The sequence below is a fragment of the Caldicellulosiruptor acetigenus genome (genome assembly GCF_026914305.1).
Classification (GTDB): Bacteria; Bacillota; Thermoanaerobacteria; order Caldicellulosiruptorales; family Caldicellulosiruptoraceae; genus Caldicellulosiruptor; species Caldicellulosiruptor acetigenus.
Genome location: NZ_CP113866.1, coordinates 2,499,065 through 2,515,180 on the forward strand (window position 1 = coordinate 2,499,065; position 16,116 = coordinate 2,515,180).

Below are 16,116 nucleotides of genomic sequence, written 5' to 3' on the forward strand. Positions count from 1 at the left end.
TTTTGTTGTAAATAGTAAGATAGCTAAAAAATTTTTTACGACAAAAAATAAAAAAAGGGTGCAAAGGTCTTTTAAAAACCTTTTTGCACCCAATTCAAAAAGTCTTTTGCTCGCACAAATCTTTACTTTTTACTTGCCCATCTTCTCTTTTAGTTTTTGAAGCTCATTTAAAATGTCCTCATCACTATTTTCAAGCTCTTTAAACCTGTCTTCCAGTGTCTTTGACGCATTTAAAAGCTCTTCTTGCGCCTGAGCCCTTGCCTCTTTCTGTTCAATCTTCTGCGCATATTTTTCAAACGACTCAAACGCAGATGTGTCTGTAAGCTTGCTCATTGTCTGTGTAATTGTTACCTGGGCATCAGCCCTTTTCGACTTGGCAATGAGCAAATCTCTTCTCCTCTTTGCCTCTTCAATCTTGTCTTCCAGCATCTTAAGCCCGCTCTTTAACTTTTCAACAGCCTCATGCTGTGCCTCATATTGTTTCTGATACTCATCTGCAAGTCTTTCGAACTCTCTTTTTCGTCTGAGCGCCTCTACTGCAAGTTCATCCTCGCCTTTTGAAACTGCAAGCTCAGCCTTCTTCTGCCACTCTTCAGCAGCCTTTTTGTTTTCTTCAACCTTCTTTTGTAAAATCTTTTCATCTGCAAGAGCGTTTGCAACCTCAACCCTTGCTTTTTGCAGTTGGTCTTCCATGTCTTCAATCAGCTGATTTAACATCTTTTCAGGGTCGGCTGCTTTTTCAATAAGGTCGTTTATATTCGCCTTGAGAAGCTGGGCAATCTTTTGAAATACCCCCATAGCAATATAACCTCCCGAAAATGTAATATTTTATTTTTATCCAAAAAACTCATCAAAAAGGTCTTTTATGACCTTTTTAATTGTATCGCTTGAACTGGTTGAAAATGAAGATGACTTCAAAAGCGCATCTGAGATAGCGTTTTGGTACTCTATATACCGTTTTTTGAATTCGTCAAAGTTGCTACTGTACAAAAGTTCTTTCAAGTCTTTATAATATGAGTCAAAAAGGTCAGACGATAGACCAAATTTTAGCCTATTTTTTGCCTCTTTCAAAAATCTCTCGAAATTTTCAAGAAGCTTTTTGCACTCTGAAAACTCCCGTGTAAAGGTCAAAATGGTGCTTTCAAGCTCAGATATCTCTTTTTCTAACTTTTCATTGTCAGTGCAGCTTTCAAGCAAGTTTTTCACCCGTTCAATCTCAAGGTCTACTTTATAAAATTTAAAGCCAATTTTGTCGTAAACTGACACAATTTTTTCAAACTTGTCGACAAGCTCTTTTTGAGATTTCATCTTTTTCTGAAAATCCTGTGCTAATTCATTTTCAACCTGCATAAGTTCTTCCAAAAAGTCTTCTGCCAGGATAATCTTTTCAAAGTCGCTTGACACCTGAAGTTTTAAAAGCACATCGTCAAACTTCTTTTGAAGCTCCAAAGCTTTTGCCGGTAATTTTGATAGAATAAGAGGGTATTTTTCTTCAAACCTCTTTGTCAAAAGCTGTAAAAGCGTATTTATATAGCTGTTTTTCTTCTCATCATCAAGGCTTTTAAAATATTCTATTTTCTCATCAATTTTTCTTATACCCTCAACTTTCCTTTTCAAATCATCGTCAGAAAATCTTTTTGTGAAAAGTTCATTTATCTTTTGCTCTAAAACCTCCTTATTTTTAATCCCATCTACAGCTTTTTGCACCTTTTCAATGTACTCTAATTGCTTTTGAAGTGTCTTTTCAGAATCTTTTAAAACTTTTTCTAGGAAGTCCAAATCGCTCTTGAGTATGTTGTAGATTGTTAAAAAAGTTTTAAACTCGCTGTCTGAATAGCTCTTTTTTATCCCTTCATAATACTCTTTTAGGTTTTTGAAATTTATGGTGACCTCTTCGAACTTGCTCTCAAGCTTTCTCCCATCATCAAGTAACTTGAAAAACTTTGCCTTGTCCTCTAAATTCAAAATCCTGTTTGAAATTGCTTCAAAATACTCTTCCACCCTTTGCAAGTTTTTAAGTCTTCTCATCTTTTCGGCTTTTCTTCTTTTGATAGCAACAACTCCAATGACCACAGCTATTATAGCCGCAAACCCCAATAAAAGCCAAAGCAGCTGTATCCACAGCCATTTTGAAAAGTCTATTTCAATCCTGTAAAAACCTCCCCACATACTTTAAAGCCTCTCTTTTCTATTTTTTAGAAATTGAACACATTCTCTATGTCAAATTCTAAGTTCTCAAATACAGCTGACTTTACAATCCCTTTTTGAGACAGGGCAGCATACTCTATATATACTCCATTATCTAAAACGAAAACCTGCACAGATTTGTTACGCGGATTTACAATCCAGTACTCACAAACACCAAAGTAGCTGTAAAGCTGCATCTTTTTTATATAGTCAACAGAAGCACTTGATGGTGAGAGCACCTCAACAATCAGTTTTGGCACACCTTTGTATCCTTTTTCTGTAATGAATTTCTTGTTGCATATTACCACAATGTCTGGCTGTACAACGTGAATATCTCCCGTCTTTTCATCTTCAAAAATCACATCAAACGGAGAGATTACAGGGATGCACTCTTTCCCCTCAAAATATCTCATAAATTCAAGGTTCAGCTTCGATATTGTCATCTGGTGCTCAAACGAAGGTGACGCTAAAAGATAGATACTTCCATCTATAAACTCTGCTCTTTTTTCCTGCGAAATTTTTAAAAACTCCTCATATGTTGCCCTTTTCATTTCAGGAATCATCCCTGTTTACCTGCCTTTTTGATATTTTTTACTCCTCATAAATCATCTTAACTGTCATACCACCGTCAACAATGAGATTTGTGCCTGTGATAAATGAGCTTTTCTCAGATGACAAAAACAAAATGGCGTTTGCAATGTCTTCGGGAACACCCACTCTTCCTGCCGGATGCTGAAGATGGTCTATTTCTCGCAGCTGTGGCTGTTGACGGTGTCTTCTTTTCTTGTAGTTGGATGTTTCTATCCACCCCGGGCTTATGGCATTTACCCTGATTTTCCTGGAAGATAGCGACAGAGCTAAAGAGTGTGTAAGTGCAAGTATACCACCTTTTGACGCTGAATACGGCTCTGTGTTTGGCTCAGACATCAAAGCTCTTGTTGATGCTATGTTTACAATAGAAGCACCTTCTTTCAAGTACGGAAGTAAAAATTTTACCATCAAGTATGGTGCTCTCAAGTTAACATCTATCACCCTGTCCCACTCATCAACGCTTCTTTCTTCAATCCACTTTGTTGATGATACAGCCGCATTGTTGACAAGAACATCTATTTTGCCGGCAGTTTCACCAATTCTGTGGCAGACAAGCTCAAGTTCTTTTGCGCTTGCTAAGTCACACTCAAAAAAGGTTATCCTGTCTTTGAACTTATCAAAAAAGTCGAAAGTAGCATCTTCAATTGCCTCTCTGTCATTGTCAATGGCAAAAACGGTTGCACCATTTTCCAGAAAAGAAAGTGCTGTGACAAGACCAATTCCCTGGGCAGCACCTGTTATAACCACATTTTTGCCTTCAAACTCAGGCATTGAAAGAAAAGGTGAATTTAACACTTTCTATCATTCCTTTCTTGAAGAGATAAGCTCTATGTAAAGTTCATACACGCTTTTTTTTAGCACTGGATGGACAAAATTTTTTTCAATTTCGCAAAGAGGCTCAAGTACAAATAGTCTTTTGTGAAGCTCTGGATGAGGGATTTTGAGATTTTCTGTGTCTATTACACAGTCATCATAAAAAAGAATGTCAATATCGATGTTCCTCGGTCCCCATTTAAAAAGCCTTTTTCTCCCCATTTTATTTTCTATCTCAAGCACAAACTCAAGAAGCTCAAACGGCGAAAGAAGCGTCCTACCTTTCAAAACACAGTTTAAAAACTTTGGCTGATTTACAACTCCATATGGTTCTGTCTCAATTATGCTTGATATTTTTTCAATTGTCACCTTATATTTCAGGTGCTCAATTGCTTTTTGTATATTTTCATTTCTATCCCCAAGATTGCTTCCAAGCCCTAAAAATATAACCTTCTCAATCATCTTTTATTCTTCGCCTTCTTCCTTTAAACTCTCAAAAAGGTCTTTTATTCTTTCTTTTCTCTTTTGCGTTTCCTGTGCATCGATAGAAATTACAAGAACATCACCCTCTTTTGCACCCTCAGGCACAATTTCCACGGGAATGGCTACCATTTTCCTTCCCTCAAGCTCAACTATGACAAAGTTCCCTTCAAACCTGTCGATGACTGCTCTTTTTGTCATAAGTGTACACCTCTTTTAATTAAAGGTTTAAGACTGGAAGATTGCCTGTGTCATCAAGATGGCTCTTTTGTTTTCTTTCACATCATGCACCCTTACAAATTCAATCTTTTTCTGAGCACATATCACAGAGATTGTCAAAGTACCTTCAAGCCTTTCCTCAGGTGTGAGATTGCCAAGTACATGGCTAATCACCGATTTTCTGGACGCACCAATCAAAATGGGTCTTCCTAAAACCTTGAACTCTTCGCACCTTCGCAGTATCTCTAAGTTGTCTTCAAGCCTTTTCCCAAAACCAATGCCAGGGTCCAAAATGATGTTTTCAAGCTTCACGCCAGCTTTCAGTGCCTGTTCAATCCTTTGTTCAAAAAACTGCAAAATCTCTTCTATAACATCTTCATAGTAAGGATTTTTCTGCATATCCTTTGGCGTGCCTTTGATGTGCATGATTACGATAGGAACATTGTAGTGCGCTGCAACATAAAACATCTCTTTGTCAAACGTCCCACCGCTGATATCATTTATAATGTCAGCACCGGCCTCTATTGCTTTTTGAGCCACCCTGCTTTTGTATGTATCAATCGAAATTGGAATGTTCTTATCCACTTCCCTTATCGCTTCAATTGCAGGAATTACTCTTTTTAGCTCCTCCTCTTCTGGAACTGGCTCTGAAAAAGGTCTTGTCGACTCACCGCCAATGTCCAGAACATCTGCACCATCTTGAATCATCTGAAGTGCTCTTTGGGTTACCTTTTCAACTTGAACTCTTGAGCCCTCATAAAACGAGTCTGGTGTGACATTTATAATCCCCATCACGTTTGTCTTCAAAAGGCTTAATTTTTTATCTTTTGCCAGCAAGTATCTTTGCGAAATGGTAAGGTCTACATCAAAGCTGCACTGTATTCCTTCCTCTGCCAGAACGCATCTTGTCTTTTCAAAGTTGTAAAGTGATGTTGTTGCAAAGCACATATTGCCGTTTGAGATTGTAAAATAACCGAGGTTTGAAAGAAGCTGGACAAACCTTGATGGATTTTTTACATCATCAAACCTTAAAATTATCGAGTTTGCTTCTTTTTCAAACTCCAAAATATCTTTCTCATCAAAACCTTTTTGATACAAAATCCTTTTTATATTCGCATCTTTTGATATCAGCCTCAAGTTTTATCATCCCCTCTTAAAACCTTATCGTAACCTCACCGCTTGAAATCTCTACTATTTTCCCATCCTTTTCACATACAAGCTCCCCATTTTCGCCAATGTCCATGCAAAGCATCTTCTGTCCATTTACCAAAATCTCTTTTCCAAGATTTATGCAAAAGCTTTTGTACTCATCCCTGAAATGTGAAAAACCATATTTTTCAAAGTTGGGAATTTCTTTTTCAAATTCTTTCAAAATGTCAATGATTAATTCAGTTCTGTCAAAATCTTTTGATGTTTCAGCCTTCAAACTTGTTGCGATGTCTTTTATCTCATCCGGTATGCTTTTTGCATTGACGTTGATTCCTATACCAATTATAATACTGCCAAAACCTTCAACCTCACCTGAAAGTTCACAAAGAATACCACAAACCTTTTTGCCGTTTAAGTATATATCATTTGACCATTTTATAAAAGAGTTAACTCCATATTTTCTCAAAACCCTGTTTATTACAAGTCCTGTGAAAAGTGTAAGCGGTACAATTTTTTCTAAATCCAGCAAAAGAAGTTTCAATAATATGGATATCTTTATACCTTTTTCAAGGTCCACCCACCTGCGCGAAAGTCTGCCTCTTCCCTGAGTTTGCCTCTCAGCATATACAACTGTGCTACTTTTAAGATGCTGCTGGTTCTGTTTTACATATGTATTTGTTGAGTCCACCTCATCAAGGTATATAAACTCTTTGAAAAGGTTTGAAGATTGGATGTAGTCTTTTATCTCCCAAATTCTTATTATATCTTTGTCAGAAAGCTCATAACCTTTTTTCCTGGCAGACTCAATCTTGTAGCCCAAAGCTTTCAGCGATTTTATCCTCTTGTTTATTGCCATTCGGCTAATATTCAAAGAAGAGGCAAGCTCTTCACCAGAGATATACTTATTTTCATACAGCTTTCTTAATATGAAGATGTCCTTTTCATCCATTTTTCCACAAGTCCTTTCTATAAAAGCTTTCTCTGCAAAAACCAATGGCAAACCATTCACATGTTCGGCAGATGCTCTCGAGCTGCTGTGGCAAAGCCTTTTTCAAAACATTGTAAGCTTCAGATGGCAGCACATCTTCTAAATCAGAAAGCCCATAAAACTTTAAAAGCTCAATTACTTTTTCATCATACTCTTTTACCTTCTGTTCAAACCTGCACTCTGTAGTGTTCAAATTTGGGCAGTACCTGCAAATTTCATCTGGAAAAGATACAATCTTTATAGGCAAATTTTCAAGATAAACGCTTTTATATACCCTCTCAAAATTTTCAACAAACTCCTTGCTGTACCCTGCCCCTCTAAAGCCCAGAAAACACAAAAGATGATGTGCTCTGATTATAATTGGCACTTTTATTCTGCTCATTTTCTTTCAGCAAAACAAGCTTTTTAACTTAATTATACCACAATTTTTCAGCAAGGAAGACAAAATCCCTTTAAACTCTCTTTATCTTTCCGCCAAGGCTTGCGATATTTTTCTCAAATTCAAAATATCCCCTGTCGATATGAAAAGCACCTTCAATCTCACTCACACCCTCTGCTGCAAGCGCCGCTAAAACAAGTGCAGCACCACCGCGCAAGTCTTTTGCTTCAACCTTTGCACCTTTGAGCTTTTTTACTCCTTCAACCACTGCTACTCTTCCTTCCACTTTTATATTTGCGCCCATCTTGACAAGCTCTCCAACGTGCAAGAATCTGTTTTCAAATATTGTCTCAATAACAACGCTTGTACCTTTTGCTATACTCAGCATGCTCATCATTGGCGCTTGCATATCTGTTGGAAAACCAGGGTAAGGCAGGGTTTTTATGTCTGTTGCTAAAATCCTGTCCGGTGCCTCAATGCGTACAACATTTTCCCCTTCATAGACCTTCACACCGCTCTCTTTGAACTTGGCAATAATGGGTCTTATATGCTCACAAATCACATTTGTAAGTTCAAGCACGCCACCGCACATTGCAGCCATTGCCATGTACGTTCCCGCCTCAATCCTGTCCGGAATTGGCACAAATGAGCAGCCGAAAAGCTTTTTCACACCCAAAACCCTGATGGTATCAGTGCCGGCACCCATCACTTTTGCGCCCATTGAATTCAAAAAATTTGCAAGACACACAACCTCAGGTTCTGTTGCAGCGTTTTCTATTATGGTCTCCCCCTCTGCTAAAACGGCTGCTATCACGATATTTTCTGTTGCTCCAACAGACGGAAAGTCTAAATATACCTTGGCACCTTTTAGCTTTTTAACCTTTGCTTCAATGTACCCTTGATTGAGTTTAATCTCTGCACCAAGCTGGGAAAGCCCTTTTATGTGAAGGTCAATCGGACGTGTGCCAATATTGCACCCGCCCGGCATTCCAAGTACAACCTTTTTCCCACGTGCAAGAAGGCTTCCTAAAAGAAGTATTGAAGCTCTGAGCTTGTTCACTCCATCTACGTTTATATCACCGTTTTTGATATCAGGAGTGATTTGCAGTTTGCCGTCCTCAATCTTTACATCGCACCCACAGTGGGAAAGAAGCTGCAAAAGCACTTTGATGTCTTCCAGCAAAGGAACATCCAGAATTTCAATCTGATTATTTGACAGCAAGGACGCTGCCAAAAGTGGCAATATCGCATTTTTCGAGCTGTGAACCTTTATGCATCCTGAAATCTTATTTGCACCTTCTATTACAAATTTCGACATTTGTTTTTCCCCTGCCTTAAAGTTTTGTTTATTATAGTAGTATTGAAATCTTTTCATACCTTTAGACAAAAACTTTGATATTATTTTTGATATTATTTTGAAAAGAAATATTAGCAAAAAGGTCACATCTTGTATTATAATAGAAGTAACGAAAGAAATTTTTGGGTAGAAGGAGTGAAATTAATGCCGCCAAAAAATGAGCAAAACGGTGCTGTCAAAAAAGGAGTTATAAGTCTTACATACGTTGCCCTTGCATTTATAATCATCCTTGATATTCTGCTTGGCATAATAATGCCAAATGCAAGCTTAAAGCTCAATGCTATTTTGGTTGCAACAATCACATTCATCCTGACCTTAGCCATCACAGCTTTTATGATTAGGTATGAGATGAACAAGATGATTGCAAAACTTGAAGATGTTCTCGAAAAAATCAAAAACGGTGATTACAGCAAGCTGATTTCGTCAAAAGAGTTCGGCAACATCCAGAGAGTAGCATCAAGCGTAAACATTGTTCTTTCTGATATCAAGACGTTGATTGAAAGCTTTTTTGACCTGTCAAACGCAATTGTCGGTGCATCCAAAAAGGTCACAAAGACATCCGAAGAAGCAGCCGCTGCAATTGAAGAGATTGCAAAGACTGTTGAGGAGATTGCAAAAGGTGCTTCCCAGCAGGCTGAAGAGGCACAGCATGGTGTGCTGCTTGTAAATAACCTCTCTGAACAGATAAACGCTGTGTCTGAAAGCTACAACGGCGTGATTGAAGAGGCAAATAAGATCGACGTTCTCAACAAAGACGGTATTGAAAAGATGAGCACTCTTAGAGAAAAGAGCGAAATTGCAGTGTCAACAGCTGAAAGGGTAATCGACACTATCATGTCTTTCATTGACAGGATTAAAAACATCTCAAACTTTGTTGAGGTGATAAACACCATCGCCGAGCAGACAAACCTTTTGGCACTCAACGCTGCAATTGAGGCAGCAAGAGCGGGTGAGGCAGGAAGAGGGTTTGCAGTTGTTGCAGATGAGGTCAGAAAACTTGCCGACCAGAGCAAAAAGGCAGCAGATGAGATAAATTCTATAGTTGATGTCATTTTGGGTGAGACAGAAAATACAATAAAGATTATTGACGAGATAAAAGAGGCAGCACTTGGTCAGAAAGATGCGGTTGTGGAATCACAGCAGTCCTTTGCAAAAATCTCCGATGAGATAAACGCAATTGTTGAAAAGACATATGTGGTAAAAGAAGCGCTCAGCAGAATGGAAGAGGCAAGAAATGCAGTTATTCGGGCAATAGAGAGCATATCTTCTGTGTCTGAAGAGACGGCTGCAGCATCACAAGAGGTTGCAGCAACTGTTGAAAACCAGTTAAATTCCATAAATGAGATGAAATACTCTGCCCAGTCACTTCAAAAGCTTGTTGATGAGCTTGAAAAGAGGCTCAAAAAATACAAGATACGATAAAAAAAAGGGGGTTGTCCTTTAACATTTTTCAAAGGCCAATCCCCCTTGTTTTTTGTAGTCTATTTTTGCGTATACTCTTTGGTATCAGACAACTGGGAATGAAGACAGTATACGTTGTCCAATAAAAGATTTACAAGATTTTCAAGCTTTTCTATCTTGCAATCAAGTTCTTTTTGAAGTTCTTTGTGCTGTTTCTCGTTCCTCCATTTCAGAAGTTCTTGATGGACTCTCCCCAGAATCTCTATTTTTAAAAGTGCTTTTTCATTTATTTTGTAGTTCTCATCCAACAAAAACTTGAAATTCTCTATACTCGAACATATGGTAAACATTTGTTGGTTGAGCGCCCACACAACTTGCGTCAGATTTTTAATTTCTTTTTTTAAATCCTCCATCTCTACAGCCAATCTATTTTCATTGTTCATTCCCCGCATACCTCCTTCTTAGCTTACTCTTACTTTGTTTTCAATCTCAATCTTTTGCAGTTCAAATAGATATAAAAACAGTTCTCCTTTTTTCTCCACCCGGCTGAGAAGAGTAGGTGTTATAATTCCATCGACAACAATCCTTACCAAATCATCCTCGATTTTTATTCCTTTTATTTGTATTTCTTCACCCGAATAATCAAAGCTATCTGCAAGTCTTAAAATTGCACTCAATATAAGGGTCATATTTTTGTCTTTCGATTTCAATTTAAAGGTCTTTGATTTAATCTTTTTTCTGTGGTTATAGCACACCAAAGCTAAAATCTTTTTAAGTTCTTTTGGGTACTCCTTCAAGGCAAGGTCATTTCTAATCAGATAATATGAATGCTTATGGTGTTTCTTTTCATTAATAAACGTACCAATATCATGCAATATACACGCATGTTCCAAGAGTTTTCTTTCAGTATCTGATAAGTTGTGAAGATTTACGGTACTGTCGAATAAAAACAGAGCCTGGTCTTTTACAAAACTCGCATGTCGCGGGTCGTATCCATATTTTTGAGCAAGTTGAAGCACGTTATGATCAAACAGTTCTAACTGATTCATTTTTATCCTCCTCTTGCAGTATTTTTAAGATTTCTTCCCTAATTCTTTTCTGGATGATACCTACACCCTGATTGCCATCAATAACTACAAAATTATATTCTTTCGCCATTTCTTCATATTCTTTTTTGAGCAAGAAATGATATTTTTTAAAACTTTCGAACATGTCAGCAGAAAGCTGAATGTCCATTCCAGATTCCCAGTAATCAAGATGCCCATACTTCTGAAATGTTCTGGCAAGCAAAATATCTATACTGACATCAAGATAAATTATAAGGTCTGGAATTATCGCAAAACCCAAAAGTTTTTTAAGCCATTCTTTATCTGCCCCTCTGACAATATCACGAGCCATGAGAGTAAAAATATATCTGTCTGCAAGAACGACATAACCCGCAGAAAGAGCAGGTATTATCTGATTTTCGAGCTGGTCAGCAAAATCACAACAGTAAAGAAGGCTCAAGGTAGTCTTACCAAGTGTATTGCCCTTTTTAGCTCTTTCTATAACATCGCCCACCAGTCTTGACCTTTTAAGCCCAGTATTTAGCACTGCATAACCGCTTGCCTCAAGCCATTCTTTTAAAAGCTCTATCTGTGTTGACCTACCTGAACAGTCTGGGCCTTCTATTACAATCAGTTTACCTCGCTTTTGTAACAACTCAAAATTTGGAAGCTCAAAACCATAAAATTTCATTTCAGTTGCCATTTAGCTTCACCTTCTTTGTTATAAGTATTCAATATCCACTTTTGAGTAGGTGGTCTGTAGTCATGAAGATATCTTTGGACAATCTCCCTGACCATCTTTTGTTGTTCCCTTATAGAAAGGGTTCCATCAATTGTAATAAACCCTTCCTGCTCAGCAAGCATGTCGTACATCTGAATAATCTTTGACTGATAAAGCTTAAAACTTTCAACGGTATCTGAACTTAATCCCAAATCCATCCCTGCTTCATAGTACTTTATTTGTGTTCGACCCATTAAAATCCTGTCAATTGCTACATCAACCGGCACTTTAAAATAAAATGTTACAGTTGGCTTTACCGCAAAATCATATACTGTCTTTACCCACTCTGGATTGCAGCCTCTTGCAATGTCCCGTGCATAGGCTGTATAGATGTATCTGTCACACAATACTATATATCCTGCCCGCAAATGAGGAAGTATAAGCCTTTCATATCTATCAGCAAAATCACAAGCATGTAAAAGGGAAAAAGTAGTGGGAGTTAATAGATTTTTCTTTTTTGCCTTCTTTGTAGCGCTCTTTACTAAGTCAGATGAATTCCATTCGGTAAAAAATACAGTATATCCTAAAAACTCCAGCCACTTTTTTAGAAGATGAACCTGGGTAGATTTGCCAGAAACATCACATCCTTCCACAACAAATAATCTCCCTTCATATGTTTTTGTAAGTCCCAAACCTCTTATCTCCTTGAATATCATTGGAACACTCCATCTCCTTTTACATATTGTTTTTTATAATGAGCTGTTTGCCAAATATTTTCTCAAACTGAGGTTTTAATCTTTCTGCGAGAGATATTTCAACTTCAAGGTTAGACTTTGAGTATATTCTTAAAACCACTTTTTCACATTCTTGACTACATCTTATAGATGTAACAAGTCCATTTTCTCTTTTATCAAGTATCTCTGCCAGTTTTAAAATAAGTGCAAGCGGCTTTATCTTTTTTACTCTGTCAGGGCTTAATACCTTTATATACCTTGCCAAAAAAGGTGCTTTTGATTTTGAATTTTCATGAAAAGATACAATCTCTGCAGTAAGTATTATATCTTGGTGTGAAAGTCCAAAGAGCGGCAAATTTAAAATAACATAAGCTGAATGCTGAGCATGCTGATAAAAACTCAAATAAGTCCCTATATCATGAAGTAGAGCAGCTGCCTTTAAAATAATCCTGTCTTCTTTGTCAAAATAGTGTGGAAAAACTAATAGCAGCTGGTCAAATAGCATAAGTGCATATCTGCAGACATTTTTTGAATGTTTTTTGCTGAAACTAAAAAAATTTAGATAATTGTTTATACTATACTCTAATAAAATTTCAGAAGAGAAAGCTGCTGAATTTGCATCTTTGAATAAATTTTCAAATAGAATACCTTCGCGTAGTCCATATGAACTGACATAAAGCTTTTGAGTTTTTATTCTATCAAACAGTACTTTCAATATCACAAAAGCTCCTAAAATGATATCAGCTCTTTTCTCAGAAAGTCCAGGAATGCTCTTTCGTTTTTCAACCTCTACACTTTGGAGCATATTGTAAACCTCAATAAATTCTTGGTACGAAATTGCAAAGTTGTGCAAAGTAGTAATGGGATAATCTTTTTTATGTTGAATAATTCTGCCAAGATTTCTTATGCTTCCACCAATCCCAATAAGATTTACATTGTTTAGCTCTTCCATCCATTTATATTTTTCAAAAACTGACATTACTTCAGCTTCTACTTCTCTCAATGATAAAGAAGGCTCCGAAATCTGTGAAATCTTTTTTGAACAGTTTACAGCACCAAGTTTGATTGAACCCCAATACTTTAGGTTTTTATCTTTGAAATAAACAAACTCAGTGCTTCCTCCGCCAATGTCAACCAAAAGCCCATCCTGATAGTTTAAAGAGCATTTTGTTGCCCACAGGTTGTAGTGTGCTTCTTCAAACTCTGTAAGTACTCTTACTTCTAATTCTGTATATTTCTTGATATTTTCTAAAACTTCCATCTTATTGGTTGCATCCCTAATAGCAGCGGTAGCAACTGCCAATATATCCTGTTTTGCAACCCCGTTCATTTTGCAAAGCCCTATGAAAAAGTTGAGCACTTCAATCAAAAGCGAAACCTTATAAGAAGGTATCCGGTCTTTTTCTTCATATTCTGCAAGTCTTACCACTATACTCTCATCTTCAATTAATCTGAAAAATATTCCCTTATCAATCTCATACACCACAACCCTTACTGTATTTGAGCCAATGTCAATTATCCCTATTCTTTTTTTCATGTTCCACCTTCCCATATTATATAGCAGCTGGCATTTTTTGTTTGCAAAGTTTTTTGACCTCAGAAAGGCGATTTGAAATCTCCTCAACATTTGAAAACTTCCCAGGTACAACCTTCATAACAGCTACTGATAAACTCATAAGTCCAAACTTTTCTACCTCTCCTTTTCTGTTTTTAGCTTCTATATATCCTCTGGCAAGGTCACAGTGGTCGTAAAAATATAGAATCGAAGAGTCAAATTCCTCAACTATCTTTTTGGCAATTTTCTCAACTTCTGCTTTGTCATAAACAATTACAATGAAATCGTCACCCCCTATATGACCAACAAACACCTTTTCCTGCCAGTCCATTCGTATTTCCTTTAATATTGATGCAAGGTGTAAGATAACTTTGTCGTCCTTTTCAAATCCATAGTAATCGTTAAAAGGTTTAAAATTATCAATGTCAATATAAAAGATGTAAAAATCTCTTTCCTTTTCTAAAGCGCTATTTATTTCTTTTTCAATCAATAAATTGCCTGGCAGGTTGGTAAGCGGATTTAGGTGTTTAGCAAAACTTATTTCCAGCTGTGTTGATTTTCTCAGCAAATCCTTTATTGTAACTACTCCTTCATATATTCCATCTTTTGTTATTATTATATAATCATGAATATCCTCATCCTCCCTGGCAGAAAGTTCTTTGACAACATCGTGCAAAGAAGTACTGTACTCTACTACAATTGGATTTGCATCCATCAAAAGTGCAACAGGTCTCTTTGAATACACTGCAAATCCATACATTGTAGACAAATTCAGCAAAAATTTTTCTCTCTTTATCAGTCCCTCTACTTTACTATCTTTTGTAACAACAAGACCATGAAGTTTTGGATTTTGTTCCAAAATTTCAAGAGCTTTTTCGCATGATATATTTGGTTCAACAGAGGGAACCTTTACACAAAGCGTTCCTATTTGAATATTTGAAGTGGAAAGAAAATAATGTTTTCTCTGGTTTTCTATGGTCTCTACTAAAAGTTCTTTTATGTCATTAGAAACTGAAGTTTTTAGTTCCATACTCGGAGGCATAATGAAATATCCTTGCAAATATTCAATTCCAATTTCTAAAAGACTTAGAAGTTCTTCCATCTTTTCAATCATGGTGGCAATAACTTTTATACGACTGTCGTCGCAAAATTCCAAAAAAGAATGCAAGTATTTGCTTTTTATAGAATCCACGGCTATATCACGATATACCTCCCTACCAAGTTTAACATAGGCGGGTTTTGAGATAGAAATGAAATCAAGAGAAAATCCAAGTGAGCCTATATTTTCCACAGAAAATGCAAACCCTTGTTTTTTCAACGTTCTGATTGTATAGTGCAAGTCATCTATAAACAAATTTTCGCACGACCTTAAACTTATTTCAAATACAATATTTTTTGTAATCATAGGATTGGTAGAAAGAATACCTGTTACAAATGTAATAAAATCATCACTCATCAGAGATATCGGCGAAATATTTACAAAAAACTTCTTATTTTCAAAAATATCTTTTTTCTCATTTAAAACATCTAAAACCCTTTTTAAAACCGCTTTATCAATCTTAACAATGAGGTTATTTTCTTTCATGATATCAAACAAAAGCTTTAAATCAATATAACCTGTTTCATATGGATTTATAAGAAATACTTCCCAGCCAATTATCTGGGCAGAAGTAGCAAACACCACTGGCTGGTATGAAAGCTCTACACATTGTCTTTCCACCAGAAAATTCAAATAATCAAGTTTGCCCGACATTTTTCTCTTCACCATTTTCGTTCATTTTTTTATCTTCTTGGCTATTCGTCTCAGAAGTTGTGTCACTCCACTCCCACTCATGTTTTAAAAGTCCTGTGAGTTTATACACAATCCATTCTGCTATATTTGTTGCGTGGTCAGCTATTCTTTCAATATATTTTACAATTAAAATAAGCAGTACACATTGAGATGTGAAATCAGGTTTTTCCTTTATTGTTTTCTCTATATTCTCTAAGAGAAATCTAAACATCTGGTCAACTTTGTTATCCATAGCTTTTACTTTTTTTGCCATTTCTATGTCTGAGAGCATATACGCTTCCATTACATCTTTGAACATCATCTTGGCAAGCTCTGACATATAAGGTATTTCACTGCTAATGTCTACAAGCTGTTGACCTTCAAGCTTTAATACAAGTTTGGAGATGTCAGAAGCGTGGTCAGCAATTCTTTCAATATCATTTGCTATTCTGGTAGCTGCAATCAAAAGTCTTAAATCACTTGCCATAGGCTGTTGAGTTGCTATAACGATAGTACACTTTTTCTCTAATTCCTCTATCATATTGTCTATGTCAGTATCGTTTTTGATAACTTCAGTGGCTAAATTTACATCCTGTTTTATAAAAGCTTCCATAGCCTTTTCAATTGCTTCAAGCGCAAGACTTGCAATTTTGTAAACCTCAAAGTTTATTTCTTTCAGCTCTCTCAAAAAGGTCGAACGTATCATCTTCTACCTACCTCATCCC

At 36.6% G+C, this 16,116-nt stretch carries 18 protein-coding genes; 1 reads left to right on the forward strand and 17 read right to left on the reverse strand.

Annotation, left to right across the window (positions count from 1 at the left end; all coding sequences use genetic code 11):
* Window positions 1–129 precede the first annotated feature (129 nt).
* The 10 genes from OTK01_RS12190 to murA all read right to left on the reverse strand — a co-directional run bounded on the left by OTK01_RS12190 (window position 130) and on the right by murA (window position 8,124).
* The gene (locus OTK01_RS12190) at window positions 130–798 is read right to left on the reverse strand and encodes a PspA/IM30 family protein (protein ID WP_013431614.1); all 669 of its coding nucleotides are present in this window, start codon (window positions 796–798) and stop codon (window positions 130–132) included.
* Between the two features lie 36 nt (window positions 799–834).
* Window positions 835–2,169 carry a hypothetical protein gene (locus tag OTK01_RS12195; protein WP_029227806.1) on the reverse strand — a complete coding sequence of 445 codons (1,335 nt, stop codon included), beginning with the start codon at window positions 2,167–2,169 and terminating at the stop codon, window positions 835–837.
* Between the two features lie 26 nt (window positions 2,170–2,195).
* Complete coding sequence (locus OTK01_RS12200) at window positions 2,196–2,750, reverse strand: Uma2 family endonuclease (protein ID WP_013431612.1); 555 nt, start codon at window positions 2,748–2,750, stop codon at window positions 2,196–2,198.
* Window positions 2,751–2,778: 28 nt separating this feature from the next.
* A complete protein-coding gene (locus tag OTK01_RS12205; protein WP_029227807.1) occupies window positions 2,779–3,573 on the reverse strand; it encodes an SDR family oxidoreductase in 795 nt (264 codons plus the stop codon).
* A gap of 6 nt (window positions 3,574–3,579) precedes the next feature.
* On the reverse strand, window positions 3,580–4,053 hold the full coding sequence (folK, locus tag OTK01_RS12210; RefSeq protein ID WP_029227808.1) for a 2-amino-4-hydroxy-6-hydroxymethyldihydropteridine diphosphokinase: 474 nt from the start codon (window positions 4,051–4,053) through the stop codon (window positions 3,580–3,582).
* Window positions 4,054–4,056: 3 nt separating this feature from the next.
* Window positions 4,057–4,272: a DUF3006 domain-containing protein gene (locus OTK01_RS12215; RefSeq protein ID WP_029227809.1), complete on the reverse strand. Its 216-nt coding sequence runs from the start codon at window positions 4,270–4,272 to the stop codon at window positions 4,057–4,059.
* A 27-nt stretch (window positions 4,273–4,299) separates the two neighbouring features.
* Window positions 4,300–5,427, reverse strand: a complete 1,128-nt coding sequence (gene folP / locus OTK01_RS12220; protein WP_029227810.1) for a dihydropteroate synthase — start codon at window positions 5,425–5,427, stop codon at window positions 4,300–4,302.
* A gap of 16 nt (window positions 5,428–5,443) precedes the next feature.
* Window positions 5,444–6,388, reverse strand: coding sequence for a biotin--[acetyl-CoA-carboxylase] ligase (locus OTK01_RS12225; protein WP_029227811.1), 945 nt, complete (start codon window positions 6,386–6,388; stop codon window positions 5,444–5,446).
* Window positions 6,381–6,809, reverse strand: coding sequence for a DUF1284 domain-containing protein (locus OTK01_RS12230; protein WP_029227812.1), 429 nt, complete (start codon window positions 6,807–6,809; stop codon window positions 6,381–6,383). The genes OTK01_RS12225 and OTK01_RS12230 overlap by 8 nt, the downstream gene beginning before the upstream one ends.
* Window positions 6,810–6,879: 70 nt before the next feature.
* Complete coding sequence (gene murA, locus OTK01_RS12235; protein WP_029227813.1) at window positions 6,880–8,124, reverse strand: UDP-N-acetylglucosamine 1-carboxyvinyltransferase; 1,245 nt, start codon at window positions 8,122–8,124, stop codon at window positions 6,880–6,882.
* Between the two features lie 183 nt (window positions 8,125–8,307).
* Between murA and OTK01_RS12240 the strand changes: the two genes are divergently transcribed.
* The gene (locus OTK01_RS12240; protein WP_029227814.1) at window positions 8,308–9,585 is read left to right on the forward strand and encodes a methyl-accepting chemotaxis protein; all 1,278 of its coding nucleotides are present in this window, start codon (window positions 8,308–8,310) and stop codon (window positions 9,583–9,585) included.
* A gap of 59 nt (window positions 9,586–9,644) precedes the next feature.
* On the opposite strand, the gene OTK01_RS12245 is transcribed toward OTK01_RS12240, so the two are convergent.
* From OTK01_RS12245 to phoU, 7 genes are read right to left on the reverse strand one after another with little or no spacing between them, the layout of a single operon-like run.
* Window positions 9,645–10,007, reverse strand: a complete 363-nt coding sequence (locus OTK01_RS12245; protein ID WP_029227815.1) for a hypothetical protein — start codon at window positions 10,005–10,007, stop codon at window positions 9,645–9,647.
* A gap of 18 nt (window positions 10,008–10,025) precedes the next feature.
* Window positions 10,026–10,613 (reverse strand): HD domain-containing protein, encoded by a 588-nt coding sequence (locus OTK01_RS12250; protein WP_029227816.1) that lies wholly within the window; start codon window positions 10,611–10,613, stop codon window positions 10,026–10,028.
* Window positions 10,591–11,313 carry a dTMP kinase gene (gene tmk, locus OTK01_RS12255; protein WP_029227817.1) on the reverse strand — a complete coding sequence of 241 codons (723 nt, stop codon included), beginning with the start codon at window positions 11,311–11,313 and terminating at the stop codon, window positions 10,591–10,593. Before tmk (OTK01_RS12255) ends, OTK01_RS12250 begins: the two co-directional genes overlap by 23 nt.
* Window positions 11,298–12,047 carry a dTMP kinase gene (gene tmk / locus OTK01_RS12260; RefSeq protein WP_029227818.1) on the reverse strand — a complete coding sequence of 250 codons (750 nt, stop codon included), beginning with the start codon at window positions 12,045–12,047 and terminating at the stop codon, window positions 11,298–11,300. The genes tmk (OTK01_RS12255) and tmk (OTK01_RS12260) overlap by 16 nt, the downstream gene beginning before the upstream one ends.
* A gap of 19 nt (window positions 12,048–12,066) precedes the next feature.
* Window positions 12,067–13,602, reverse strand: a complete 1,536-nt coding sequence (locus OTK01_RS12265; protein WP_029227819.1) for a Ppx/GppA phosphatase family protein — start codon at window positions 13,600–13,602, stop codon at window positions 12,067–12,069.
* Between the two features lie 16 nt (window positions 13,603–13,618).
* Window positions 13,619–15,388 carry a GGDEF domain-containing protein gene (locus OTK01_RS12270; RefSeq protein ID WP_084694627.1) on the reverse strand — a complete coding sequence of 590 codons (1,770 nt, stop codon included), beginning with the start codon at window positions 15,386–15,388 and terminating at the stop codon, window positions 13,619–13,621.
* Window positions 15,357–16,097: a phosphate signaling complex protein PhoU gene (gene phoU, locus OTK01_RS12275; protein WP_029227821.1), complete on the reverse strand. Its 741-nt coding sequence runs from the start codon at window positions 16,095–16,097 to the stop codon at window positions 15,357–15,359. Before phoU ends, OTK01_RS12270 begins: the two co-directional genes overlap by 32 nt.
* Between the last annotated feature and the right edge of the window lie 19 nt (window positions 16,098–16,116).